Raw genomic sequence first — 25,962 nt, 5'->3', positions numbered from 1 at the left:
AAGGGCTCACCCGTTATGCACGTGTGAGCCCTTTTTATGTTTGGATAATGCTTGATTAAATATCCGTAAAGTGATGAATGATTTGGTTTGAACTGCCACGCCATTCGAGATTGAGATCTTTCTTGTCTTGTTCAAACTTACCATCAATCAAAACATCGATGTATTGCACCACTTCTCTTTGCGCGTCATCCAGTTCAGCCAGCGTGTAGCCTGTCCAAACCCAGATGTCTTTACCGGGACACTCTTCTCTCACCCTTTTCACGATCTTTAAAATATGAGGTACATTAGCAGGATGAAGCGGATCTCCGCCCGACAACGACAAACCGCGACGCTTAATGCGCGTGTCATTCAAGTCATTGATGATCTTGTCTTCCGCTTCTTGCGTGAACAACACTCCCGAATCCAAGCGTTGCGTCGACTGGTTATAACAGCCACGACACTGATGTACACAGCCCGACACAAACAATGTGCAGCGCGTACCCGGTCCGTTAACAACGTCAATTGGATAATATTGGTGGTAGTTCATAATGCGTCTCTTTGTTATCGCGAAAAAGAAAATCAACCTAAAGCAGGTTGATTTTCAAAGTGTTGAATCGAGTGGTAATTAACCTTATAGGTGTTTCACTCGACGTTTAACTTCTTCTTGTTTGCCGAAGTTAAACGGACGTGCATCTGGGCTGCCCAAGTAGCCACATACGCGACGTGTCACCGATACTTTGGTTGAATCGTGGTTGCCACAACTTGGGCAAGTAAAGCCTTTGCTTGTACATTCAAACTCACCGGTGTAACCACATTCATAACACTCATCAATCGGAGTGTTGGTTCCGTAGTAAGGAACGCGGGTGTAACTGTAGTCCCACACGTTTTCTAGTGCTTCTACATTACGTTGCATGTTCGGGAACTCACCGTAGCAGATGAAGCCACCGCTTGAGATTTCTGGGTAAGGCATCTCGAAGTCGATCTTATCGTAAGGGTTAACTTTCTTCTCAACATCCAAGTGGAAGCTGTTGGTGTAGTAACCTTTGTCTGTTACGCCTTCAATCAAACCAAACTCTTTGGTGTCGATGCGGCAGAAACGACTACATAGGTTTTCACTTGGTGTTGCGTACAAGCTAAAGCCATAGCCAGTTTCGTCAGCCCATTGGTTCACCGCATCTTTTAGATGTTTGATGATCGCGACCGCTTTTTCACGCAATACGGCATCATCGTAAACGTGCGCTTCAGTACCAAACAACGCGTTGATAGTTTCATGCACGCCAATGTAGCCTAGAGAAATTGACGCACGGCCGTTTTTGAAGATTTCTGCAATCGAATCGTCCGCTTTCAAGCGCACACCACATGCACCTTCCATATATAGAATTGGTGCAACGCGCGCTTTTACGTTCTCTAGACGAGAAATACGTGTTTCTAGTGCTTTACGAGCAAGACGTAGACGATCATCAAGCAGTTCATAGAACTTCGCTTCGCTGCCTTTTGCACGAAGCGCGATACGTGGCAAGTTCAAGCTAACTACACCAAGGTTGTTACGACCTTCATGGATAAGTTCGCCATTCTCTTCGTAAGTACCTAGGAAGCTACGACAACCCATCGGTGTTTTGAATGAACCCGTTACTTCCACGACTTTGTCGTAGTTAAGAATGTCTGGGTACATACGTTTTGAAGCACACTCAAGTGCAAGCTTCTTAATGTCGTAGTTAGGATCTTCTGCCTTGTGGTTTAGACCGTCTTTAATACCGAACACCAATTTAGGGAATACGGCGGTTTTACGGTTTTTGCCAAGACCAGCGATACGGTTTTTCAAAATCGATTGCTGAATAAGACGAGACGCCCAGCTTGTACCAAGACCAAAACCAAACGTTACGAATGGGGTTTGCCCGTTCGCCGTGTGCAGCGTGTTTACTTCGTATTCTAGAGATTGGAACGCGTCATAACACTCTTTCTCTGTACGTGCTTTTGCGAACTCTTCTGGCTCAGCAATGTTCCACTCTTTTGCGATCTCTAGGTGCTTCTCGTAGCTTGTGATTACGTACGGTTCTAGAACTTCATCAATACGGTTGATGGTTGTACCGCCGTAAATGTGGCTCGCTACTTGAGCAATGATCTGTGCCGTTACTGCTGTTGCTGTTGAAATTGATTTAGGAGTATCAATCTCAGCATTACCCATTTTAAAGCCGTGCGTTAGCATGCCTTTAAGATCGATAAGCATACAGTTAAACATTGGGAAGAACGGAGCGTAATCCAGATCGTGGTAGTGAATGTCACCCACTTCGTGTGCTTGAACCACATCGCGAGGAAGGATGTGCGTTTTCGCGTAGTGCTTCGCCACGATACCCGCTAAAAGGTCACGCTGAGTTGGGATAACTTTGCCGTCTTTGTTCGCGTTTTCGTTGATCAAATCAAGGTTACTTTCTTCAATCAAGCCTTCGATTTCACGAGTTAGTGCACTTTGCTTTTCACGCGCGATGTCGCGGTCATGGCGATATTCAATGTAAGAACGTGCTAGGGCTTTGTAAGGACCTTGCATGAGCTCATTCTCGACTAAGTCTTGAATCTCATGGATGTGAACTTCATCGTGATCTTTTAGCTGTAACTCGACAGCAAGAGCGACATTAAGAGCATAAATGGCGACATCTTTATCTTTGTTTTCCGCTGCTGCTTCAACTGCTGCTTGGATACGATCCCTGTTGAACGGAGCTCTTGAGCCGTCACGCTTGATTACGATTGGTTTCACTTTCTTCTCCTTACCCCAGCATACTCACAGAGTTATCCACAAACACACTATATGGGGTTATTTTTTATTCTGCTAACACAATATATTGTGGCGTATTTAACGAAAAGCACCACTTGAAAACATTGATTTTGATCAATAAAGATCGGCTAGCGGACAAGAACAAATCGATCTTATTGGTACTGATCTCAGTTGCGAAGAAAACCATGAAAATTGCAAAATTGGTACGAAATCTACTTGCTTTTTTTAGAGCGCTTATAGGATAAAGGTTGGAAAGGAATACGCTAAAATCCAGGAGTGAAACAAGCCAATATGCGATCACTATTTGTTACTGCCTTATTAATTTTTAGTTCAACGTCACTTGCTCAAAACTCCATCAACTTAACCAGTTGGAATATAGAATGGCTGTCTATAAATGGAGGTAAGGTTTCTAGAACCAGTGACGATTTCGTCAAACTCAATCAATATGTGAATAAAACTCAAGCCGACATCATCGCCTTTCAAGAGGTCGACTCCAAAGCCGCCGTTCAAAAAGCCGTAGGCGATGGCTATGCGATTTACCTCTCTGATCGAGCTCAATCAAACAATAAGCACCTTCAGTTTTCTGATACCAACCAGTACACCGGTTTTGCTGTGCGCAAAGACATTGAAGTGTCTGACCCAGCAGACTTCTCAATCACGCGTGGTAATAGCAAGTTGCGCTTTGCCAGCTACATCGTCGTTAACCCAAACCAAAAGGACGAGCTTCACCTGCTCTCTGTGCATTTAAAAGCAGGATGCAGCGGAGCATACAAAAACAACCGCAATTGCCAAACTCTGAGCCAACAAGGAGAAGCACTTGCGAAATGGATGAGCGAGAGAGAAAAGAAAAAGCAGCAATACGCCGTAATGGGCGATTTTAATCACAACTTGTCGTATCAACGTGATTGGCTGTGGGCGATCATGACGCTTGGTAACGATGCACAATTGGTAACGCGAGATACCCAAGCGGATTGCAAGGTTCGCTCAAATAAGAACTCAAGAAAAACACACCAATTCCGTTCTTTGATTGATCACATTATTGTTAGCCCGCAAATAAAAGCGAAAAATGCGCATCAAACTCTGTTCAGCTCACAAGATGTTTTGGATTACAAACTGAGTGACCATTGTCCTGTAAACACAACGGTAACGCTTAACTGAACGAACAAAGTAGCCCAGCATCATGCTGGGCTACTTTATGTTGTTACCTGTTAGATAGACGTTTGATTAGTTAACGAGAGAAACCGTTCTATCAAAGCGATCTTGGATTCAGCAGTACGACGTCACCCTGCTTTAACCCCGTTCGCACTCTCCCCAACTCTCCAAGCTGAATAAGCCGAGTTTCTACCTCACCGCTGTCTTGCACCACTTTTACGTAGTCCAATTGGCCAACTTGGTAAACCGCCTCTTTTGGCACGCGAAGTACAACATCGTCGGTCAAGGTCAACGCGACTTTGGCGTATGTACCTGGATAGATAGCCGTTGGCGGCTCAAATTGAAGCTTTACGGTATAACTGCGCGAGTTGGCATCTGCCGACGGCGTCACTTCTTTTACCGCCGCTTGCGCATTGAGATTGTAAGACGGGAAAACAACGTCCACTTCTTTATCGTAAGTCACATAAGGCATGACAGACTCAGCAAAGTTCACCTCTATTTCCAACGAGTTTGGGTTGTACATCGATAAAAGCAAAGCACCCGGTGTCGCGGTATCACCTTTGTTGATGGGCTTTTGCGTGATCAAGCCATCAAACGGCGCAGTAATAATGCTGTAGCCAAAGGTCGTTTCCGCCTCAGAGACCGCCGCCTGAGCTTTATTGAAGTTGGCTTGCGCGGTTTGCAACGCACTTTCCGCTTGGTCAAATTGCGATTGAGGGATCAGTTTTTTGTTTAAAAGCGCTCTGACACGAGAAAACTCCTTTCTCGCCGCATTGAGCTGCGCTTGTGCAGAGGATAAAGCCTCCTCACTTTGACGAACTCGCGCGTCGAGATCATCGCTTTCTAGCCGCGCCAACACGTCTCCTTGCTTCACTCTATCGCCAACCTTCACCAATACCTCCATCACCGATGCCGTTAACCGTGCAGCGATATCGGCGTGCTGCTCTGCAACGACGACGCCCGGAAACTCTCGAACAACCGATTCGCTGGTTAACATCAGTTGATGTGTCTCTGCGTTATTTACATCAATCTGGTTGGTTTTCGCGTCATGTTCTGTCGGCAACTTTTCTGTAAAAAAACCAGCCATATAGAGAAAAAGAAGCGCGAGTATGGCAAACAGAATCACGCCTAACCATTTGGTATCTAATTTCATTGCTCTTCCTCCATCTGAGGTAATCCATGTCCTTTGGTGTTTTGGTATGCAAGGTTGTAAACCACCGGAACCACAAGCAGCGTAAAGATGGTTGAGGCGGCAATACCGAATATGATTGCCCAAGCCAAACCGTTAAAAATTGGGTCTAACGTAATCACGACGTTACCCAGTAACGTTGTACCCGCGGTCAGCAATATTGGCCGAATACGAACAACACCAGATTCAATCAACGCATCATGTAAGCTACGACCTTCAGCCAGCGATTGCTGAACAAATTCAATCAAAACGAGTGAGTTACGCACCACAATCCCAGCTAGCGCAATCATGCCGATCATCGCGGTCGCCGTGAACAGAGCCGGATTGGGGTAATTACCGATGTCACTGCTTAACACATTCAAAATCCAGAACCCCGGCATAATCCCAATCACGGTCAGAGGTATCGCCAGCATGATGATGCCCGATACCGCAGGTAAACCAGTTTGAATCAACATCACTACAAATACGCCAAGCAGCGCAGCGCCATAAGCAATGCCTAAATCGCGGAATACGTCCACTGTGATTTTCCATTCCCCTTCTCCACTCCAAACCACTTCGATGTTGTCTGGGACGCTCCAAGTGACACCAGCGCCATTGCTCAAGTACGTGCGATCTTGCAAGTGACGATGCGCCTCTTCCTCGTGAATTGTATCTTGGTCAGCCATCACATCGGCAATCACTTCACCCGGAACACGCCCAACTACCTCAGCGTAGACATACACAACAGGCTTGAGGTTTTTATGGAAAATCGGTTTGTCCGCTGCGCGTTTCACAAAATGACCGACTTCAGACAACTGCACGATAGGCTGAGGAGCATCCACAACCGCCCCATTGGATTCTACTTTTGCAATGCCCGGACGGCCTCGCACATAAAGCTGCTCTAGTTGATTCAGGTTATCTCTGTCTTCGCGTCGGAGCTGCACTTCGATAGGCAGTGGGTCCACTTCTCTTGGATCGGCGATATAACCGAGCACTTTGGCGTTCGCGGCAGTAATAAGCGTGTTATTGATATCAGCAACAGAAACTCCAGACAGCGCCGCTTTTTCTTGATCAACGATGAATTGCCACGTTTCTAAATCACCTTGGATGCTGGTATCCACCTCAGAAACCAACTGTTCTTTGCGAAGCCTATCCGCGACTTTCTCTGCTTGAATCATCAGATCTTCATAAGATGTCGCTTCATCACCGTAAACTTCTGCCGTAATGGTGGCGATAACAGGCGGGCCTGGCGGCACTTCGACTAGCTGCACGTCAGCGTCAAAATTATCTGCAATCTGCTCTAAATCCGCCCTGAGTCGTGTCACCAGTTCGTGTGATTGCATTGCGCGGCGATTCTTCTCTGCAAGAACGACTCGAAGCTCGCCTTGGTATGGTTCGCTACGCATAAAGTAGTGGCGCACCATGCCGTTGAAATCCATTGGGGAAGCGGTGCCTGCAAAGCCCGACACACTTGTCACTTCCGGCACCGTCATTAAATAGTCCGTAAAGCTCGACAGCGCGTTGGAGGTATCCACAAAGCTTGAAGACTCTGGCATGTTTAATACCAATTGGAACTCATTTTTATTGTCATAAGGAAGCAACTTGAGTGGAACTAAGCGAAGTGCTGGCAACAATGCTGCCAAGACGAACAACAAGGCAACCAAACCAAGGAAAAGCCACGCTTTCTTACGACTTTCAAGTAGCGGAATCAACACACCACGATACAAACGATACATCGGCGAAGATTGGATGTCATAGTGGCCGTTTTCCTCAGCACCTTTGAGTAGCTTCTTGGCAAGCCAAGGCGTGATCATAAACGCAACAACGGTACTAAAGATAACGCTGATCGGAACGTTGAACGCCAGTGGCGCCATGTAAGGCCCCATCATCCCAGTGATAAAAAACATCGGCGTAAACACGATCACGATTGCGACCGTCGACATTAACAAGGCGCTACGAATTTCTGCCATGGCGAGAACAATCGCGTTGGTTCGTGTTAGATTTTTGCGTTTGAGGTAGCGTTCAATGTTGTCGATACTGGCGATCGGATCGTCCACGATCAAACCTAGCGCCAAAATCAATGCAAAGAGTGTGACTCGATTGATGGAATAGCCAAATGCCAAGTCCATCCCGAGCGCGGCGCCATAGCTAATCGGAATCGCGATACCAACCACCAATGCGCTTCGCCAGTTCAAGAACAAACCGACAAACACCACGACCGTTAGAATAGAGATGCCAAGGCTTGATACCAAGTTGTTTACTTTCGCATTCGCCGTTTCGCCATAGTCACGAATGACTGCAACGTGAACTTGTGGAGGAAACTGCTCGGATTGAAGCTCCGCCAGTTTATCCCGAACAGACTGAGCGACGTTAACTGCGTTCGAGCCTTTTTGCTTAGCGACAGAAATGAACACCGCTGGGTATGCTTCATCGTGGTTTTTATCGCGATACCAAGTATCGGATGTCGCCTCACCTTCACCGTCGTAAATACGCGCGACATCTTTCAAGTAAACGGGTTTGCCATTGAGCACCGCGATAACAAGATCGCCAACTTCTTCGGCGTTGGTCAGAAACCGTCCCGACTCCAATGTGTAATTTTGCCCGTTTACGCGAACGTTCTTGCCTTGGGTTTTGCTATTACTGAGCTGAATGGCCTGTTCGAGGTCATCGATGGTTACTTTGAAGTTTGCCATCGCAACGGAATCAAGCTCTATCTGGATTTTTCTCGGCTCACCGCCAATCACTTCCACCTTGTTGGTGGCATCCAATGATTTAATGCCTAACGTGGCTTGGTCTGCAATACGTCTCAACTGATGGCGATCGAGAATGTCTGGATCGGTGGAATAAATTGCGGCAACAACAATGGGTACATCATCGATTTCAACAGGCTTTACAAGCCAGTTAGTGACAGAAGGAGGAACTTTGTCTTGGTTGGAATAGAGTTTGTTGTAAAGCTTAACCAAAGCATCTTCACGGTTTTCGCCGACATAGAAACGAACGATGACTTGCGCAGCACCTTCCATTGACGAAGAATAAACGTATTCCACACCGTCAATTTGGCTAACAAGCTTTTCTAATGGTTCAGTGATTTGATTTTCGACTTGAGAAGCGCTTAGTCCGGGAGCCGAAACCAATACATCTGCCATTGGCACAACGATTTGCGGGTCTTCCTCTTTCGGGGTCAACCACAAAGCCGCGGCACCGACCATAAGCGCGAGTAAAATCATGATCGGAGGGAAAAAGCTGTTCATCACGGACTGAACAAAACTTCGCTTTAGTTTGTCGGGCATCCTTTCCCCTCCATATCAGATTGATTATTTACGCGTTCGCGGTTTTCATCTTCTTCGCGTTACGGTGAGTAATGATCGCCTTCGCGAACAGAGATCCAACTAACATCGCAAGGAAGAACACCACAATGCTCACGTTGCCTAATGCCAGACTCGCAACCGCAGGGCCAGGGCAAATACCCGCCAAACCCCAACCTAAACCAAAGATCGCCGCACCAGATAACAAACGTCCGTCGATGTTCTTATTGGTTGGTGTGCAAAACGCTTCCCCGCTAACTGATTGTTTTCTCGGCTTGATGATTAAAAAATAGCTTGGCATGAATACCGCGAGTGCGCCGCCCATCACAAAAGCCAAACTTGGGTCCCAACTGCCAGAAATATCTAAAAATCCAATGACTTTAGCTGGGTCGATCATGCCGGACACCGCCATGCCCATACCGAATAACACACCGCTCAAAAGAGCAGAAAAACGAAAAATAGTCTTGTTCATGGAATCTCTCTTAAACTAGGTGAAGTCGAACGAATACCGTTAAGCCAGCGACAACCATAAATACACAGGTCGCCACAACAGAGCGTTTAGACAAACGGCCCATGCCACAAATGCCGTGTCCGCTAGTACATCCGTTACCCAGTCTGGTTCCGATTCCTACCAATAAACCAGCGGCAATCACCATCCCTAAAGAAAGGTTCGCGGTACTAGGAACCGCAACGCCCAACATTAGGACGCTAATCAAGCCACCAGCTATCATTCCAACCGCAAAAAGCAATCGCCACGAATAATCGCCTTTTTTCGGTGACATAATGCCATTCATAATTCCACTGATTCCGGCAATTTTCCCGTTAACCAACAACAATATAGTGGCGGAGATCCCTAACAAAAGGCCACCAAACAACGATTCCCATGGAATAACGTTTAACATTATTTACCTCTAAAATCTTAGCTACGAATTAGTTACAGAAAACGCTATGAAGCGCCTTTATTAATGACTCAACTCTCGGTTCTGACAACGAATAAAACACTTGCTGTGATGCCTTACGAGCCTTGATCAATTTGTGTTTGCGAAGCACCGTCAAGTGCTGTGAAAAGGCTGATTGGCTAAGGAACGAGTTCTTTTGTAGCTCCCCAACACCAACCTCACCTTGGGTCAGTTGGCACAACACCATTAGCCTTTCCGGATGTGCCATTACTTTTAGGAGATCAGCAGCTTCATTGGCATTGCCTTTCATTGCTGCTACATCCATATCTGTATAGCTCATGACTCACCTCTATATTAAAAACTAAATTAGATACTACTAAAGTAACATGTTTAGTCAACACTAAATTAGTAATGATGAATTTAGATAAATTAACATTAGACATTTCTAATTTAGATAATTATAGTGATGAATATCAAAGGATGGCGTTCTCAGTTTGAGAGTACGAAGGAGAGGAGTTATGACGTTAGAAAATGCAGTACGAATTTTTGCAGGCACGATGGTATTGATCTCGGTCATACTAACCGTGTTCGTTCACAGTAACTTCATTTGGTTCACCGTGTTTATCGGCGTTAATCTTATTCAAAGTGCTTACACGGGAATCTGCCCTGCTGCTTATTTTTTAAAGAAATTTGGTTTTAGATAATCTAGAGCGTAGTGACCTTTCACACTGGCTATTCGTGAAAGGTCAGTTCGCCCTAAAACTTGGAGTTAAAAATGACTAAGATCTTAATCGTCGGTGGTGTTGCAGGTGGTGCATCTGCGGCGGCGCGTGCTCGTCGTCTAAGCGAAGATGCCGAAATCATCATGTTTGAACGTGGCCCATTCGTTTCATTTGCCAACTGTGGCTTGCCTTATCACATCGGCGGCGATATCCAAGAACGCAGTAAGTTACTACTACAAACGCCAGAAAGCTTTTTAGCACGCTTTAACGTTGATGTTCGCGTGATGAATGAAGTGGTTTCTATAAACCGACAGGACAAGACCGTTACGATCAAAAACCTGTTGGATGAGTCTGAATACGTAGAATCGTACGATTTTCTACTGCTTAGCCCAGGTGCCGGCCCTATTGTTCCGCCAATTCCAGGTCTCGATAACCCGCTCACCCACTCGCTACGCAACATTCCAGATATGGATCGCATCATCGAAACGATCCAAATGAACAAGCCAGAGCATGCGACGGTTGTTGGCGGCGGTTTCATCGGTTTAGAAATGATGGAAGCCTTCCACCAACTTGGCATTAAAACCTCTCTGATCGAAATGGCAGACCAAGTCATGACGCCAGTAGACCGTGAAATGGCAGGCTTTGCTCATGCAGAAATTCGTGACAAAGGTATCGACCTAAAACTTGGCGTCGCGCTTGAATCTGTGAAATTCGTACCTAACGAGCACGTTGCAAGTTTCGACTCTGGTGAGAGTGAGAAACACCAACACCTAGAAGGTGAATTGGAGTTAACACTGAACAACGGTGAAAAACTCACTACCGATATTTTGATTATGGCAATTGGTGTTCGTCCTGAGACAAAACTGGCGCAAGAAGCTGGCCTTCAAATTGGCGCGCTAGGCGGTATTTACACGAACGAATACATGCAAACCAGCGATCCTTCGATCTACGCTGTCGGCGACGCGATAGAAGAGAAAGACTTCGTGACTGGCGAGCAAACTCTAGTGCCACTTGCAGGCCCGGCAAACCGTCAAGGTCGTATGGCAGCAGACAATATGCTCGGCCGCAAAGAAACTTACCAAGGCACACAAGGGACAGCGATTTGTAAAATCTTTGACCTTGCTGTGGCTTCTACCGGTAAAAACGAGAAGCAACTAAAACGCGCTGGCGTTGAATACGAAAAAGTGTACGTCCATACCGCAAGCCACGCGAGCTACTACCCTGGTGCAGAAGTGGTGTCGTTCAAAATGTTGTTCGATCCAAAATCAGGCAAGATTTTAGGTGCTCAAGCAGTTGGTAAAGACGGTATCGACAAACGTATTGACGTTATGGCTGTTGCACAACGTGCTGGTATGACGGTTGAACAACTACAGCATCTTGAACTGACTTACGCGCCACCTTACGGCAGTGCAAAAGATGTGATCAACCAAGCGGCGTTTGTGGCAAATAACATCATCAAAGGTGACGCAGCGGCGATTCATTACGATGAAATCGACAACCTGACTGAAGATCAAATTCTCCTCGACGTCCGTAACCCGGGGGAATTGGAGTCTGTTGGTTATCTTGAAGGGGCAATCAACATTCCGGTTGATCAGCTGCGCCATCGTATGGGTGAACTACCAAAAGACAAAGAGATTGTAATTTACTGTCAGGTCGGCTTGCGTGGTAACGTGGCATACCGTCAACTGGTCAACAATGGTTACAAAGCCCGCAACTTGATTGGTGGATACAGAACACTCAAATTCTCGCGCTTATAACGGGATAATAAAAACAGAGAAAACCGAGGGATTGGTTTTCTCTTTTGTTTATTTACATGGACTCAAATCTAGCTCATTAACCTTTTATCGCCAAACGGACTGCTGCTTGAGCATGGATAGAAGTGGTATCAAGTAGCGTAACATCGGTGTGACTTTGGTTTACAAGTAAGGCAATTTCAGTGCACCCGAGAATCACAGCTTCAGCTCCCTGCTCTTTTAGTTTTTCAATAATTTGCAGGTATATCGTTCTCGATTCTTCTTTGATTTCACCTTGGCATAACTCTTTATAAATAATGTTATGCACTACAGAGCGATCATCTTGAGCAGGAGTTATGACATCCAGCCCATAGGGGTCGGAAAGCCGTCCTTTGTAAAAGTCTTGCTCCATTGTGAATTGAGTACCAAGGAGTCCGACCTTTTGAACCCCTTTCTCACGAAGTAACTCAGCAGTCGCGTCTGCGATATGTAGTATGGGGATATTAATGCTGGCTTCAATTTGAGGAGCAACTTTGTGCATTGTGTTCGTACAAATAAGAATAAAATCAGCGCCCCCTTTTTCTATTGAAGATGCAGCATCAGATAGAATACTTGCCGTTTCTTCCCATTTACCTTGGTGTTGAAGTTTCTCTATCTCTGAAAAATTCACGCTATACATACAAATTTTTGCGGAATTTAGGCCACCTAACGCCTCTTTGACCCCTTCGTTGATCAATTTGTAATAACTAAGCGTCGACTCCCAGCTCATGCCGCCTAGAAGACCGATAGTTTTCATATAACTCTCCAATCGTTATACACCACCGAGGGAGGGGTGTTTTTACAAACAAAATCAACTAAGTGAATAGACAACCTTCTAGCTTTGTCACTAGTGAGAACTGGATAAACCTACAATCAGAAAAAACGAGAACCAAAAGGGACGACTACGCGATTCTCATATCTCCTCGCAACATTGTTACCGCACTTCCAGAAAGCTTAACGTATTCCGGACTCAATAGTTCTGTATAAACAACTCCACTTCTCTTGGATGCTTGAAAGCCTTTTAATTGCGCTTTACCGAGCTCTTTGGCCCAGTAAACACATAAAGCGCAATGAGCAGAACCTGTTACTGGGTCCTCATCAACACCCACCCAAGAGGCAAAATAGCGAGAGACAAAATCAGCGTCAGTGCTTGATTGAGCAGTGATAACAACTCCACGACCTTTTTGTTTAAGTAACGCACTAAAATCAGGTTCGAGTTGCTCTATCAAAGACTCATCATTGATGACGATCAACTGCTTATTATCAAACTGACCATAAGCGTTTACATCAGCCACATCGAGCCCTAAGCCGTAAAGCAAGTCTGTGTTAATACTTGCTCGCATATCTAAAAGAGGAGCAGGAAACACCAAATGAATGTCGTCATGATCAAGTTGTGCAGTTAAAACGCCGGATAGCGTGCCAAACTCAATGGTATCCCCTGTACTATATAACCCTTGCTCTCTCAGCACGTGCGCCGTGGCCAATGTGCCATGTCCACACAAAGCGACTTCCGTTTCAGGTGTAAACCAACGAAGTTGCATTGTGTTTAATGACAGAAACGCGGTTTCAGATAGTGACATCTCTGCCGCTATGGCCAACATCATTTCCTCATCAAGGCTTGATTCTGTGATACACACACCTGCAGGATTGCCTTTGAACACATCTGATGTAAACGAGTCGACCTGAAAAATTTTAACTTCCACAAAATATCCTTAAGTTCTATCAACCACTGTAGAACCATTAGCAGCACTTAGTGCATTTGTACCACGTAATGTATTGCACCAGTTCTTTGAGCAGTAAACCTTTATTAACTAAGAAGAAACCACTTTTTCTTCTGATGGGATTTATTGGTATTTTGCCGAAGTAATGAACTCACCGAATGTTTCACACCAAACAACAACAGTATTGTATTCAGAAATGGAAATCCCTTGAGGAACCTCAACAACGAAGTTATTGAATGTTTTGACATCACCAACCAAGCTCATCTCAGATTTAAGGTCATTAAACGCTTGTTCAGTCTCGACAAATTTAGGAGATAAATAGAGTTTATAGTCAGGCCCGGGAGCGAGCTTTCCTACCAGCGTAATAGCTTGGGAACTCAGATGAATTTCACCTTCTCCCCAATGAAAAGCGTCGCTATCTTTGAGGTCCCTCGTGACAACTGCACTGTATTCTGCACCTTGCATGCGCTCAGAAACTTGCTCATCGGTCGGCGCAGGCGGTGCAATAAGAATCGGTAAAGTATAGATACCTATCGCAATACCAATCGCAACAGCCACTAAGTGGCTTAACGTTAATTTAATTATACTTTTCAAGGTCATCTATCTTCTTGTTAGTTTCATCAGCTTAGATTTCGGCTCAAATACAGACATCCGTCAGGTTATACGTCCAATAGCCTAATTTCATTAATATTATACACAAGCTGGACCAATGCGCCTTAATTGCTGCCTTTTAGAGTGCTATCCAATAACCCCGTTATTAACGAAAATAACTATTTTAATTCAGCCCCCTACACGCCTTCGACGAAATGATCTAAAGGCAAAGTGAGCAATTAAAAACGGCTGATAATTGATATCAGCCGTTTGCTTATCTGGAATGTCGTTGTGCTGGTTTGGGAACTATTCTGCTTCCACCAAAGCGATCTTATCGGATGTCGATTTTTCCAATTTGATCGCAATAAACTTAGAGGTTGGCGTAAACGTTCTATCCCCATAACTATCTAAAGGAACCAATGGGTTCGTTTCTGGATAGTAAGCCGCCGCCTGACCTGCTGGTACGTCATAGGCAACAAGCGTAAATCCGCTCACGCGACGCTCTACGCCATCTTCCCATAATGACACCATGTCCACTTTGTTTCCCGGTTCAAAACCGAGTTTACGAATATCCGCTTCATTGATAAACAGCACTTCGCGCATACCAAATACTCCACGATAACGGTCATTCAAGCCGTAAAGTGTCGTATTGTATTGGTCGTGTGAGCGCATGGTTTGCAAGATCAAATCTGGCTTTTGGCCTTTTTCGAGTATCGCTTCGCTGATCAACTGCTTCGGCAACTCGCTAGAGCTGAACTGTGCTTTGCCGCTTGGTGTATTCCATCGACGCTCGGCAGCTGGGTTTACCAAGTGGAATCCACCCGGGTGTTTAAGCTTATGGTTAAAGTCGGTAAAGCTCGGAATCGTGTCGGCAATCAAATCGCGAATACGGTCGTAATCTTCAATTGCCCACAGCCAATCAATTGGTTTTGCCCCAAGTGTAGCATTGGCAATACCGGCAATAATCGCTGGTTCTGAACGCAAATGCTCCGAACGCGGTTTTAGCTGACCAAATGAGATATGCACCATGCTGAAAGTATCTTCAACCGTCACGCCTTGTGGGCCAGTCGCTTGCTGATCAATCTCGGTACGGCCTAAGCACGGAAGAATAAGCGCATCTTTACCTGTGACAAGGTGAGAACGATTTAACTTCGTCGAAATGTGTACGGTTAAATTACAGTTTCGCATCGCGTTGTGCGTACGTTCTGTGTCTGGCGTTGCTTGTGCAAAGTTACCGCCCAAACCGATAAATACTTTCGCTTGCCCTTCTTCCATCGCTTTAATGGCTTGCACAGTGTTGTGGCCTTCACCACGCGGGACGGCAAAGTTAAATCGACTTTCAATGCGATCCAACAACAGATCTGAAGGTTTTTCATCAATGCCCATCGTACGGTCGCCCTGAACGTTACTGTGACCACGCACTGGTGAAAGACCCGCGCCCGGCTTACCAACGTTACCTCGTAATATTTGCACGTTTGCGACTTCTTTAATGGTTGGCACAGAGTGACGATGCTGAGTCAACCCCATTGCCCAACACATGATCACACGTTCTGCACGTCGATACATGCTCGCCACCATCTCGATTTCACTTAAATCAAGACCCGATTGTTCCGCGATGTGTTCCCAAGAGGTTGCGTCCACTTCAGCCAAATACTCATCAATACCTATCGTGTGTTGCTTGATGAATTCACGGTCAAATACCGCTTTGCCACCGTTTTGCAATGCCTCGCGTTCCCATTGCAGCAAGAACTTCGCGATGCCACGAAACACTGCCATGTCTCCACCTAAAGCAGGACGCAGGTACGCCGTGTTTGTAGGCTCTGAGCCATTACTCAACATCTCAATCGGCATTTGTGGGTTTTGGAAACGCTCTAATCCGCGCTCTTTGAGCGGGTTTAGACAGATAACCTGTGCACCACGTTTTACCGCTTCGCGCAGAGGTTCAAGCATTCGTGGGTGGTTCGTGCCCGGGTTTTGACCTATCACGAAAATCGCGTCGGCTTCTTCAAAATCATCAAAGATCACTGTGCCTTTACCAACACCAATGGTGTCTTTCATCCCGATTGCACTGGCTTCGTGGCACATGTTGGAACAATCTGGGAAGTTGTTGGTACCGAATGCGCGCACAAATAGCTGATACAAAAACGCCGCTTCGTTGCTTGCACGACCAGAGGTATAAAACTCCGCTTGGTGCGGCGAATCCAATTGATTGAGATGTTTCGCGACAAGAGCAAAAGCCTCATCCCAAGAGACAGGTACATAGTGGTCGGACTCGGCATCGTATCGCATTGGGTGCGTGATACGGCCTTGGTATTCCAACCAGTAATCGGTTTGCGTTGAGAGAGATGAAACGCTGTGATTGGCAAAAAACTCAGGATCAACCAGACGATTGGTCGCCTCCCAGTTTACCGCTTTCGCGCCATTCTCACAAAAATTGACTTTACCACTATCTGGCGACTCGCCCCATGCACATCCCGGGCAGTCGAAACCGCCATTTTGGTTGGTTTTGAGCATAGTGCGAATGTTTTTAACTGCATTTTCACTGCCCCACCAACTTCTGGTTACGGCTTTCAGTGCACCCCAACCACCAGCAGGACCTTTGTATGCTTTTATTTGTTCTTTTTGGCTCACGACTTTACTCCTCGCAGATATACCAGCAAGCAGGGTGCCCGTGAAAACAAGCGCGTTATTTATTGAGATAATGCGGAAGTATTGAAGGGCTTAGTTTCTAATCCATGTATTTTTTAATCCAAATAAGTAACCACTCAACATGCTCTCGCTTGTCCGAGCGTTTACTTATCTAGATTCTTGCTATCGGATACCCGCCTACTGTTTCTAAGACTGTTAGATTCAATTTGCATTGTTGCGCCTTGATCTAAATCAAAGATTAAGTCGTTATTCAATATGCGTCCAATTGATAATCCTGACCGAGTGATAAACAAAATCTATGACGAACTTTTCCACTGACGCTCATCACATTTTTAATCAATACAATTTATGAGGTTAATCGTTTTCCCATTCGATTCCACCTAGTTCGCTTAACGAACTCAATAAAATCGGCATTCTTGATAATAGATAGTATCTATCACACTATAGATACTTTAAATTTGACCCTAATTAATATCAGGAATAGCCTTGATTCAGATCAATTTTGAGTGTGGTTTTATTCTTGACTTGGTTTTGGTTTTCCATTTCCCAGTTAAAACGCTCCAGCGCTTAAAAAGTACGGTAGTGCTGTGCCCTTTTTTAGGGAGTTCCCCCGTACATGTGACTCACAACGCAAGGTGAACAATCCATTATGGATATCAAACAACTGAAATATCTCATCGCACTTGAACAGACCAAACACTTTGGTCAAGCCGCCGCATTGTGCCACATTACGCAGCCTACCTTGTCCATGAGAATCCGAAGCTTAGAGGAAGAACTCGACCTCGAATTAATCCAGAGAAGTCAACGATTTGAAGGATTTACTGAAGCCGGAGAACGCATTTTAGCTTGGGCAAAAACCGTCTTAGCCGCTCATGATGGATTGCAAGCCGAAGCCGCCAACTGCCGTGGTCAGTTGGTCGGTTCACTTCGGCTTGGAATGGTGCCACTCGCCAGCCAAAACCCGATGCAATTGCTCAAACCATTAGCTCAACAGTTCCCTGAGTTACGCTTTCAAATACTCTCCATGACGACCGAACAGATCATAGACCAACTCAATCGCAATCAACTTGATTTGGGGATGTGTTATGTCGATCAAGTCAACACCGCGTACTTCGATGTTATCGAGCTAGATTCGACCAAACTTGGCGTTTTATTCGATGAGCGTCATTTTGATTTTGCCGAATCTGAAGTGTTGTGGGAGTCTCTCAATAACATTCCGCTAGGGCTACTTTCGAAGGGCATGCACTATCGCCACTCGATTGATCTTAGCTTTGTGAGTAAAGGGCTAGTTCCGCAAACCGTCATTGAAAGTAACTCCACCTTTCACTTGATCCAAGCAGTAACCAGTGGCCTTTGTTGCGCCATTATGCCGCTGAATTGTGGATTAGAAGAGCTGAACGATACGCTTCGCATTATCCCTATCGAAGAAGCCGCCGTTCACGCCCCACTAGGTTTGTTAAAGCGAAAACAAGAACCCTTCTCCGCGCTCACCGATCAGTGCTTCGCAGAAGCAAAAAACATATTCAATCGATAACAAGAATCCACACGTCAATGTTTGGCATACACAACGGCTTATGAGGTGATTTCATGAGATGTACTACTCAATCTTATTTTGAACTGTCCGATTTCAATCAAGCACCACCTCAACCAAGTGCGTTCAATTACCGAGAATTGATTGATGGCCGCCCAGTGCAACAAATGTCGTTGGCGAGCGAGTCCGCTTTAGCTATCAGCTACAACGGCATTAGCCAAGCGGTCATGATGGTGACGCCAGGCCATCTGGAAGACTTCGTGAAAGGGTTTAGCTTAAGCACAGGCATCGTCCACGACTTCAAAGAGATCAAAGACATTGAAATTGGTGGCGATCACGAATCTCACTATGCGGAAGTGGAAATCAGCAACCGCGCTTTCTGGGCGTTAAAAACACAACGCCGAAATCTTGCTGGCACAACAGGATGCGGCATTTGTGGCGTCGAGGCTCTTGAACAAGCTTTGCCTGATTTGGCGCCGCTGACCCCGTCTCTTCCTCCGCGCTCCGATGTATTTGAAGGGCTGCGAGACAAAGTCGCACTGCATCAAGAAGCCGCACGTGAATCTGGCGCGTTACACGCCGCTTTATTTGCAGATTTACAAGGCAACATCAAGTTGTGCCGAGAGGACATCGGCCGTCACAACGCGCTAGATAAGTTGATTGGCGCATTGGCCAACAATCACATCGAGCCTCAAAGTGGCTTCGCTATCATGACAAGCCGTTGCAGCTTGGAGTTGATCCACAAAGCCGTTCGCGCGCGCATCCCCACTCTGGTTTGCTTATCTGCACCTACAGCGTTAACCGTCGAATGGGCAAGAAGAAACCATTTGAACCTAATTCACTTACCAAAACACGGCTCGCCGCGTCTATACAGCCCTGCGCCTTAACACGTCAACTTAGCCGAATTCCTAATATTTCTAACAGAGACCTCTGGGTCTCTGTTGTTTGCTTCTCGTTCCCAATTGATACTTAGCGACAAGACACTACTCTCTCCAACCAAACGTGCTCACCCCTTGTCTGCACTAAGCTTACGCATATTAACCCGCTTGCATTTGAACGCTTTCCAATCCGATAAGAACCCTGTCAAAAACCCATAAATTAGTAAGGATTTTGTGTGACTCTTTTCACGCTTTTCCGCCTTCCTAGGCATTTCTAGGAATTTTTCCTAGCCGATCTAGGCAACCATCTCATGTGCCTCACAAAACCACTCTCTAGAATTCCGCTCAGTCAAAGGTAACAAGAGCGCATAACGGTCTCCGTTGTGTTTCTAAAACAATTACAAGAGAGTTCATCATGTTAAAATTCCTCGAACAGGTGCGGAAGCCGACCCTCGATCTTCCTGTCGAAGTTAGAAGAAAGATGTGGTTTAAACCGTTCATCCAATCTTACTTGGTCGTATTCATCGGCTACCTAACCATGTACTTGATTCGTAAGAACTTCAATGTCGCGCAAAACGACATGATCTCAACTTACGGTTTGAGCATGACAGACCTAGGTCTTATTGGCCTTGGCTTCTCCATCACATACGGCATCGGTAAAACCGTTGTGTCTTACTACGCTGACGGTAAGAACACCAAGCAATTCCTCCCTTTTATGCTGATCCTTTCTGGTCTTGCAATGCTTGGTTTCAGCTTCAGCATGGGCGGCGGTAGTGCAAGCCTGTTCTTGATGGTAGCTTTCTACGCTCTAAGTGGTTTCTTCCAAAGTACTGGTGGCCCTTCTAGTTACTCAACCATTACAAAATGGACACCTCGTAACAAACGCGGCTCTTACCTAGGTTTGTGGAACATGTCACACAACGTTGGTGGTGCGGGCGCAGCGGGTGTTGCTCTTTTCGGTGCTAACTACCTATTCGACGGCCACGTAATCGGCATGTTCGTGTTCCCTTCTATCATCGCGATCATCGTTGGCTTTATCGGTATGCGCTTTGGTAGCGACTCTCCAGAAGCTTATGGTCTAGGTAAAGTAGAAGAACTTTTCGATGAAGCAGTGAGTGAAGAAGACACCGCCGCAGAAGAAAACCAGATGACCAAAAAAGAAATCTTTGTTGAATACGTTCTTAAAAACAAAGTTATCTGGCTACTTTGCTTTGCCAACATCTTCCTTTACATCGTTCGTATCGGCATCGACCAATGGTCAACGGTATACGCGTACCAAGAGCTTGGTCTGTCAAAAGAAACGGCAATCTCTGGCTTTACTCTGTTCGAAGTCGGTGCGCTTGTGGGTACTTTGATGTGGGGTTACTTATCTGACCTAGCAAACGGTCGCCGCGCATTGGTTGCTTGTGTATCTCTTGGTTTGATCATCGTATCGCTTGAGTTCTACCAGCACGCCACTAGCGAGTTCATGTACTTGGCCTCACTATTTGTATTGGGCTTCTTGGTGTTTGGTCCGCAACTTCTTATCGGTGTTGCCGCGGTTGGTTTTGTCCCTAAAAAAGCAATCAGTGTGGCTGACGGCGTAAAAGGTACATTCGCTTACCTAATCGGTGACAGCTTCGCGAAACTTGGTCTCGGTATGATTGCAGACGGTACACCAATCTTCGGTCTAACAGGCTGGAAAGGTACCTTCGCAGCCCTAGATACCTCCGCCATGATTTGTATTGTTTTGCTTGCTTTCGTCGCTATCGCGGAAGAGAAGAAGATTCGACACGCGAAGAAGCTTCAACTTGCACAAAACCAAGCCTAACTTCTCTGCGCGCTTTACTTCGGTAAAGCGCGCAAGATCATTAAAAAGCATGGTTCAATTCAGTATCATTAAAGATTTTTCTATTGGCTCCTGTTGGAGCTTATTGTTGTTAGTCGTCTGCTCTATTTGGTTGTAATAATGATTCATGTTGCTCTAGTTGATGATCACGTCATCGTGCGTTCGGGTTTCGCACAATTATTAAATTTAGAAAGTGATATTACCGTTGTTGGTGAATTCGGCTCTGTCGCCGAAGCGCGAAAAGGGTTGCCTGCGGTACACCCTCACGTCGTCATCCTAGATATTTCCATGCCAGATGAAAGCGGCTTAAACTTTCTTAGCGAAATACCAACTGGCATTGCCTGCGTGATGCTTAGCGTGCATGACTCCCCTGCGATGGTGGAAAAATCACTAAAGCTAGGTGCAAAAGGCTATCTTAGTAAACGCTGTAGCCCAGACGAACTTATTCAAGCCGTGAGAACCAGTGCTTCTGGCGGCTGTTACCTCACATCAGATATTGCACTTAAACTTGCAACGCCTAGCGACAACACCACCTCTCTATGCCAACTGACAAAACGTGAAAACGAGGTCTGTCAGCTACTTGCGACCGGGTTGGATGTAAAGTCAGTCGCGGCAGAGCTTGGCTTGAGCCACAAGACCGTGCATGTGCATCGTGCGAATGCCATCGACAAACTCGGCGTGAAAAACAACGTTGAGCTCGCCAAACTATTTTCTCAAGAGTCCTTTTAATGCGAGCTTACGCTGTTACTACCATTTGCGGACTATTTGTTATGGCTTGCGCCTGGTTTTGCTTGTGGGTGATTGCCTATTACTTTGTCAATGATCCCGAGCTGGCGATCTTATTGTTTCCTTTCGCTTTACGATTAGGTGTCGCCCTGCACACTCGCACCGCTTATTGGCCGACGATTTACCTTTCGGAGTGGGGGCTTTCCATCGCACTTGCGATGTTACTGGGTCAACCGCAGTGGCTTACCGTGCTGATTGCGAGCATTGCCAGTATCCCGGTCACTCTGATTGCGAAAAAATACTACTACGGAGACCAAAACCGCCATTTAGCCGTGATGAGCGTTGTCATTATCATTAGCGCGTTTATTAATGTGATGGCCGTTGGTTTTCACGTTCCTTCGGTTTACATGGTGTGGCTGGCTAGCATTTCTGGAGGCTTGCTCGTGGTGCCTATGTGCTACTTGTTATGGAGTTATTTGTTCCAAAGTCGTTGGTCTCCGCTTAGCTCTCTCCTACTTAGTAATGCCGTTGTATTTCAGGTGCGTCATATCGTGCTTTATGCGCTGCTTTTGATCGGCAGTATTTTAGTGCAAACCAGTTTGCCTGAAGAGCTAAAACGATTTGCGCCATTTTGTATGGCGATTCCAATCATCGTGCTTGCTCTGCGTTACGGCTGGCAAGGTGCCCTACTCGCCACCATGCTCAACAGCATTGCGCTGATTGCGGCTCGCAGCGGCGTATCAAATCTAGAAATCACCGATTTGTTATTATCTCTCTCGGCGCAAACCATCACCGGCATTATGCTAGGTTTAGGGGTTCAGAAACAAAAAGACCTCAATCACAAACTGCGCGGCGAACTTGCACGCAATCAGAATTTGTCTCGCCAGCTTATCAAAGCGGAAGAATCCGTAAGACGCGATATTGCGCGCGAGCTACATGACGAAATCGGCCAGAACATCACGGCGATCCGCACACAAGCCAACATCATTAAGCGGGTAAATAACGCAGAAACAAGCGTGGGTTGCGCCGACATGATCGAAGGGCTTTCCCTCAACGTGTACGACACCACTAAGCGACTGTTAAGCAAGCTAAGACCAAAAATGCTGGATGATTTGGACTTAAAAGAATCCGTCGAACAACTAACGCGAGAAATGGAGTTCGCCAATCACGGAACCAACGTTCAACTGAACTGGCAGGGCGATTACACCAGCCTGAGTGACACACTCAAAGTCACCCTATTCCGTTTATGCCAAGAATCATTAAATAACGCAGCCAAGTACGCAGAAGCGCAGTTGATCAATATTGAACTGACAATTGGAGAAGCTGCGGTGTCACTGATGATTCACGATGATGGTGTCGGCTTCAAAGTTCAGGACAGCATGAAAGGCATGGGCGTTCGCGGCATGCAAGAGCGTGTGCACGCGTTAGGTGGAAAAATGGTTATTTACTCCACCAGCGATCAAGTGATTGGCACACAAATCAGCATTACTTTACCTAAGGTGTAACTCAAGATGTTTGGCTTTTTACGTTCACCTAAATTTACTCAACCGAGTCTGAGCAACGAGCAAATCAACCAGCGTTACCGCCATTGGCGTTTGCACATTATGCTGGGGATGTACATCGGCTACGCAGGTTTCTACTTTACCCGTAAGACCTTTAACTACGCCGCACCAGCGATGATTACCGATCTTGGTTTAGATAAAGGCGATTTGGGTCTTATAGGCACGCTTTTCTACATTACTTACGGCTGCTCGAAGTTTATTTCTGGCACGATTTCGGATCGCTCTAACCCTCGTTATTTCATGGGGCTAGGCTTGATTGCGACAGGTCTGGTCAATATCGCGTTCGGCTTTTCTAGCTCACTCGCGGCTTTCATCACTTTGTGGGTCTTAAACGCGTGGTTCCAAGGCTGGGGCTGGCCTTCATGCTCCAAGCTGCTAACCACTTGGTATTCACGCTCCGAGCGTGGCTTCTTATGGGCGATTTGGAACACCGCACACAACGTTGGTGGCGCGCTGATCCCAATTTTGGTGGGCTATTTAACGTTGCACTACAGCTGGCGTGAAGGCTTTATTCTACCCGGCATCATCGGTGTATTACTCGGTCTATTCGTTTGTTGGCGGTTGCGCGACAAACCCACAACAATGGGCTTACCAAGTGTCGGACAATGGCGCAACGACGCACTAGAACTTGCGCAAGAAAATTACGGACGTGGCCTCACCTACCGAGAAATTCTGAAATCGTACGTATTTAACAACAAATACATCTGGCTGCTCGCGTTCAGTTATGTGTTGGTTTACATCGTCCGAACCGCAATCAACGACTGGGGAAACCTGTACTTGACCGAGCAGCATCACTATAGCCTGATTAACGCCAACGCTGCTCTGTCGATGTTTGAAATCGGCGGTTTTGTTGGTTCATTGGTTGCGGGTTGGGGCTCAGACAAACTCTTTGGCGGTAACCGTGGGCCAATGAACTTGCTGTTCGCGATTGGGATTTTCTTATCTGTCTCCGCGCTTTGGCTGATGCCTCTGACCAACTTTGCATTCCAAGCGGCGGGATTGTTCTCCATCGGCTTCTTTGTCTTTGGGCCACAAATGCTGATCGGTATGGCGGCGGCGGAGTGCTCTCACAAAGATTCTGCCGGCGCGGCAACAGGATTCGTGGGCTTGTTCGCCTACATGGGCGCAGCATTGTCTGGCTATCCACTGGCGTTAATTCTTGAAGAATATCATTGGACGGGTTTCTTCATCACCATTTCAGTTTGTGCAGCCGTCATTGGCCTTTTGTTGCTGCCATTTTTGCAAGCGCAACCATCACGAAAACCACTCGAACCAAAACCTCGGTTGTAAATCGACTTATCGCCCTTCGGGCAAATTGGCGAGTGACCTAACCGCGCTCGCCATCCTTATTTAACGTATCTCTGCTCAATTTTTCTTCCGATTCAGTTCGGAGGGTTAACTATGGGAAAAATTCATGAATTTGAACACTATTTCATCGCATAGCTTCTTTCAAATGAACAACAAAATCCAAAACTACGCTTGGGGAAGCACCTCTTCTATTCACGATTTGTTTGGCTTTTCTAACGAAACGAATGAGCCTCAAGCAGAAGTATGGATGGGGACTCACCCAAACGGCTGCTCTGAAGTTCAGATTGAGCAAAACACGCTACCTTTGTCTGAACTGATCAAACAAAACCAACCCGCTTACTTATCAGCAGAAACCGCAACGAAATTTGGCGACCTGCCCTTTCTGTTTAAGATCTTAGCGGCCGAACACGCGCTGTCGATTCAAGTTCACCCAAACAAACAAGATGCCGAAGTAGGTTTCGAAAAAGAGCAAAGTGCTGGCATCCCACTAAACGCGAGCCATCGTAACTACAAAGATCCAAACCACAAACCTGAGTTGGTGTACGCGCTGACAAGTTACCAAGCCATGAACGGTTTTCGCTCGTATGCCGAGATTATTGAGGCATTTAGCCTTTGCGATATCGATGAGCTACGCGCACCGCTAGATGCATTCAAACGCGAAATCAACTCACAAGGTTTACGCGATTTCTTTGTGCACATTCTGACCATGGAAGGAGAAACAAAAGAGCGAGCACTGAAGCAGCTTCTTGCCCACGCTTCACGCCAATCGGAACAAGGCACTGACAGCGATGTTTTCCAGCTCATCTTGGATCTATCCACTCAATACCCCGGCGATGTCGGCTTGTTTGCTCCATTACTGTTGAATGTCATCACGCTGCAACCTGGCGAAGCGATGTTCCTGAGCGCAAGAACGCCACACGCTTACATTAAAGGAACGGGATTAGAGATCATGGCGAACTCAGATAACGTTTTGCGTGCAGGACTCACGCCGAAACATATGGATGTTGAAGAACTGGTTAAATGCACAGACTTTGTGCCTAAGCCGTTTAACAGCCTTGTTCTTGAACCCAATGCAAATGGTTGCCAAAGCCTTTACCCCGTTCCAGTGGCAGACTTTAGTTTCAGCATTATTAACCAACCGAACAATGAAGTGGTTGAGGCAAACAGCGCAGAGATTTTGATGGCGATTGATGCCGACCTGGCACTCATCAGTGATAACGGTGAGACGTTAACCGCAGCGAAAGGACAATCGGTATTTGTTCCTGCTTACGTTGGCCATTACCGTATTCAAAGTGCGGGACGTGTGGCTCGCGCCTTTAACTAACTTCTGAATAACGGATTCAAGCTAGCGTCTGACCCAAGGGACTGGGTTAGACAATTTATTCCTCTCATAGATTGAAC

Annotated in this window: 21 protein-coding genes; 10 read left to right on the top strand and 11 right to left on the bottom strand. The window is 46.3% G+C overall.

The annotated features are described in order from the left end of the window. Nucleotides 1-55 precede the first annotated feature (55 nt). Both nrdG and nrdD read right to left on the bottom strand, forming a co-directional pair. Nucleotides 56-526 carry an anaerobic ribonucleoside-triphosphate reductase-activating protein gene (gene nrdG, locus ACZ5ZC_RS07295; protein ID WP_054867622.1) on the bottom strand — a complete coding sequence of 157 codons (471 nt, stop codon included), beginning with the start codon at nt 524-526 and terminating at the stop codon, nt 56-58. An 84-nt stretch (nt 527-610) separates the two neighbouring features. Next, a complete protein-coding gene (gene nrdD / locus ACZ5ZC_RS07290; RefSeq protein WP_330942986.1) occupies nt 611-2,731 on the bottom strand; it encodes an anaerobic ribonucleoside-triphosphate reductase in 2,121 nt (706 codons plus the stop codon). A gap of 309 nt (nt 2,732-3,040) precedes the next feature. Here nrdD and ACZ5ZC_RS07285 point away from each other — a divergent pair, with 309 nt between their 5' ends. Next, entirely contained in the window at nt 3,041-3,907 is an 867-nt protein-coding gene (locus ACZ5ZC_RS07285; protein WP_054867624.1) for an endonuclease/exonuclease/phosphatase family protein, read from the top strand. Nucleotides 3,908-3,998: 91 nt separating this feature from the next. Here ACZ5ZC_RS07285 and ACZ5ZC_RS07280 read toward each other — a convergent pair whose 3' ends face one another. The 5 genes from ACZ5ZC_RS07280 to ACZ5ZC_RS07260 are packed head-to-tail and all read right to left on the bottom strand — an operon-like array spanning nt 3,999 to nt 9,613. Beyond that, nucleotides 3,999-5,054, bottom strand: a complete 1,056-nt coding sequence (locus ACZ5ZC_RS07280) for an efflux RND transporter periplasmic adaptor subunit (RefSeq protein ID WP_464931559.1) — start codon at nt 5,052-5,054, stop codon at nt 3,999-4,001. After that, nucleotides 5,051-8,359 carry an efflux RND transporter permease subunit gene (locus ACZ5ZC_RS07275; protein ID WP_464931558.1) on the bottom strand — a complete coding sequence of 1,103 codons (3,309 nt, stop codon included), beginning with the start codon at nt 8,357-8,359 and terminating at the stop codon, nt 5,051-5,053. Before ACZ5ZC_RS07275 ends, ACZ5ZC_RS07280 begins: the two co-directional genes overlap by 4 nt. A 28-nt stretch (nt 8,360-8,387) precedes the next feature. Beyond that, nucleotides 8,388-8,846: a YeeE/YedE family protein gene (locus ACZ5ZC_RS07270; RefSeq protein ID WP_005479357.1), complete on the bottom strand. Its 459-nt coding sequence runs from the start codon at nt 8,844-8,846 to the stop codon at nt 8,388-8,390. Between the two features lie 10 nt (nt 8,847-8,856). Further along, the gene (locus tag ACZ5ZC_RS07265; protein ID WP_054867626.1) at nt 8,857-9,276 is read right to left on the bottom strand and encodes a YeeE/YedE family protein; all 420 of its coding nucleotides are present in this window, start codon (nt 9,274-9,276) and stop codon (nt 8,857-8,859) included. 28 nt (nt 9,277-9,304) lie between these two features. Continuing rightward, nucleotides 9,305-9,613, bottom strand: a complete 309-nt coding sequence (locus ACZ5ZC_RS07260; protein ID WP_012842251.1) for an ArsR/SmtB family transcription factor — start codon at nt 9,611-9,613, stop codon at nt 9,305-9,307. Between the two features lie 178 nt (nt 9,614-9,791). Between ACZ5ZC_RS07260 and ACZ5ZC_RS07255 the strand changes: the two genes are divergently transcribed. Both ACZ5ZC_RS07255 and ACZ5ZC_RS07250 read left to right on the top strand, forming a co-directional pair. Then, nucleotides 9,792-9,977 carry a YgaP family membrane protein gene (locus tag ACZ5ZC_RS07255; protein WP_012842250.1) on the top strand — a complete coding sequence of 62 codons (186 nt, stop codon included), beginning with the start codon at nt 9,792-9,794 and terminating at the stop codon, nt 9,975-9,977. A 71-nt stretch (nt 9,978-10,048) separates the two neighbouring features. Beyond that, complete coding sequence (locus ACZ5ZC_RS07250) at nt 10,049-11,752, top strand: FAD-dependent oxidoreductase (protein WP_464931557.1); 1,704 nt, start codon at nt 10,049-10,051, stop codon at nt 11,750-11,752. Between the two features lie 76 nt (nt 11,753-11,828). Here ACZ5ZC_RS07250 and ACZ5ZC_RS07245 read toward each other — a convergent pair whose 3' ends face one another. The 4 genes from ACZ5ZC_RS07245 to ACZ5ZC_RS07230 all read right to left on the bottom strand — a co-directional run bounded on the left by ACZ5ZC_RS07245 (nt 11,829) and on the right by ACZ5ZC_RS07230 (nt 16,710). Further along, the gene (locus ACZ5ZC_RS07245) at nt 11,829-12,524 is read right to left on the bottom strand and encodes an aspartate/glutamate racemase family protein (protein ID WP_258507503.1); all 696 of its coding nucleotides are present in this window, start codon (nt 12,522-12,524) and stop codon (nt 11,829-11,831) included. Between the two features lie 145 nt (nt 12,525-12,669). After that, a complete protein-coding gene (locus ACZ5ZC_RS07240; RefSeq protein ID WP_464931556.1) occupies nt 12,670-13,470 on the bottom strand; it encodes a PhzF family phenazine biosynthesis protein in 801 nt (266 codons plus the stop codon). Nucleotides 13,471-13,611: 141 nt separating this feature from the next. Beyond that, nucleotides 13,612-14,088 carry a DM13 domain-containing protein gene (locus ACZ5ZC_RS07235; RefSeq protein WP_046875407.1) on the bottom strand — a complete coding sequence of 159 codons (477 nt, stop codon included), beginning with the start codon at nt 14,086-14,088 and terminating at the stop codon, nt 13,612-13,614. A gap of 297 nt (nt 14,089-14,385) precedes the next feature. Then, the gene (locus ACZ5ZC_RS07230; RefSeq protein WP_464931555.1) at nt 14,386-16,710 is read right to left on the bottom strand and encodes an FdhF/YdeP family oxidoreductase; all 2,325 of its coding nucleotides are present in this window, start codon (nt 16,708-16,710) and stop codon (nt 14,386-14,388) included. 667 nt (nt 16,711-17,377) lie between these two features. Here ACZ5ZC_RS07230 and ACZ5ZC_RS07225 point away from each other — a divergent pair. From ACZ5ZC_RS07225 to manA, 7 genes are all read left to right on the top strand, one after another. Continuing rightward, complete coding sequence (locus tag ACZ5ZC_RS07225) at nt 17,378-18,262, top strand: LysR family global transcriptional regulator AcsS (protein ID WP_005460961.1); 885 nt, start codon at nt 17,378-17,380, stop codon at nt 18,260-18,262. A 53-nt stretch (nt 18,263-18,315) separates the two neighbouring features. Then, on the top strand, nt 18,316-19,146 hold the full coding sequence (gene fdhD, locus ACZ5ZC_RS07220) for a formate dehydrogenase accessory sulfurtransferase FdhD (protein WP_017447522.1): 831 nt from the start codon (nt 18,316-18,318) through the stop codon (nt 19,144-19,146). A gap of 406 nt (nt 19,147-19,552) precedes the next feature. After that, entirely contained in the window at nt 19,553-20,947 is a 1,395-nt protein-coding gene (gene uhpT / locus ACZ5ZC_RS07215) for a hexose-6-phosphate:phosphate antiporter (RefSeq protein WP_021707729.1), read from the top strand. A gap of 138 nt (nt 20,948-21,085) precedes the next feature. Beyond that, the gene (uhpA, locus tag ACZ5ZC_RS07210; protein WP_005376090.1) at nt 21,086-21,694 is read left to right on the top strand and encodes a transcriptional regulator UhpA; all 609 of its coding nucleotides are present in this window, start codon (nt 21,086-21,088) and stop codon (nt 21,692-21,694) included. Further along, nucleotides 21,694-23,196, top strand: a complete 1,503-nt coding sequence (gene uhpB / locus ACZ5ZC_RS07205; RefSeq protein WP_258652279.1) for a signal transduction histidine-protein kinase/phosphatase UhpB — start codon at nt 21,694-21,696, stop codon at nt 23,194-23,196. The genes uhpA and uhpB overlap by 1 nt, the downstream gene beginning before the upstream one ends. Before the next feature lie 6 nt (nt 23,197-23,202). Continuing rightward, nucleotides 23,203-24,543, top strand: a complete 1,341-nt coding sequence (gene uhpC / locus ACZ5ZC_RS07200; RefSeq protein ID WP_464931554.1) for an MFS transporter family glucose-6-phosphate receptor UhpC — start codon at nt 23,203-23,205, stop codon at nt 24,541-24,543. 124 nt (nt 24,544-24,667) lie between these two features. Beyond that, a complete protein-coding gene (manA, locus tag ACZ5ZC_RS07195; protein WP_176319492.1) occupies nt 24,668-25,885 on the top strand; it encodes a mannose-6-phosphate isomerase, class I in 1,218 nt (405 codons plus the stop codon). Nucleotides 25,886-25,962: the final 77 nt, after the last annotated feature.

The sequence above is a fragment of the Vibrio sp. JCM 18905 genome (assembly GCF_055393305.1).
Note: the sequence above shows the minus strand (reverse complement) of the source record. Positions and strands in the feature narration are given on the sequence as shown.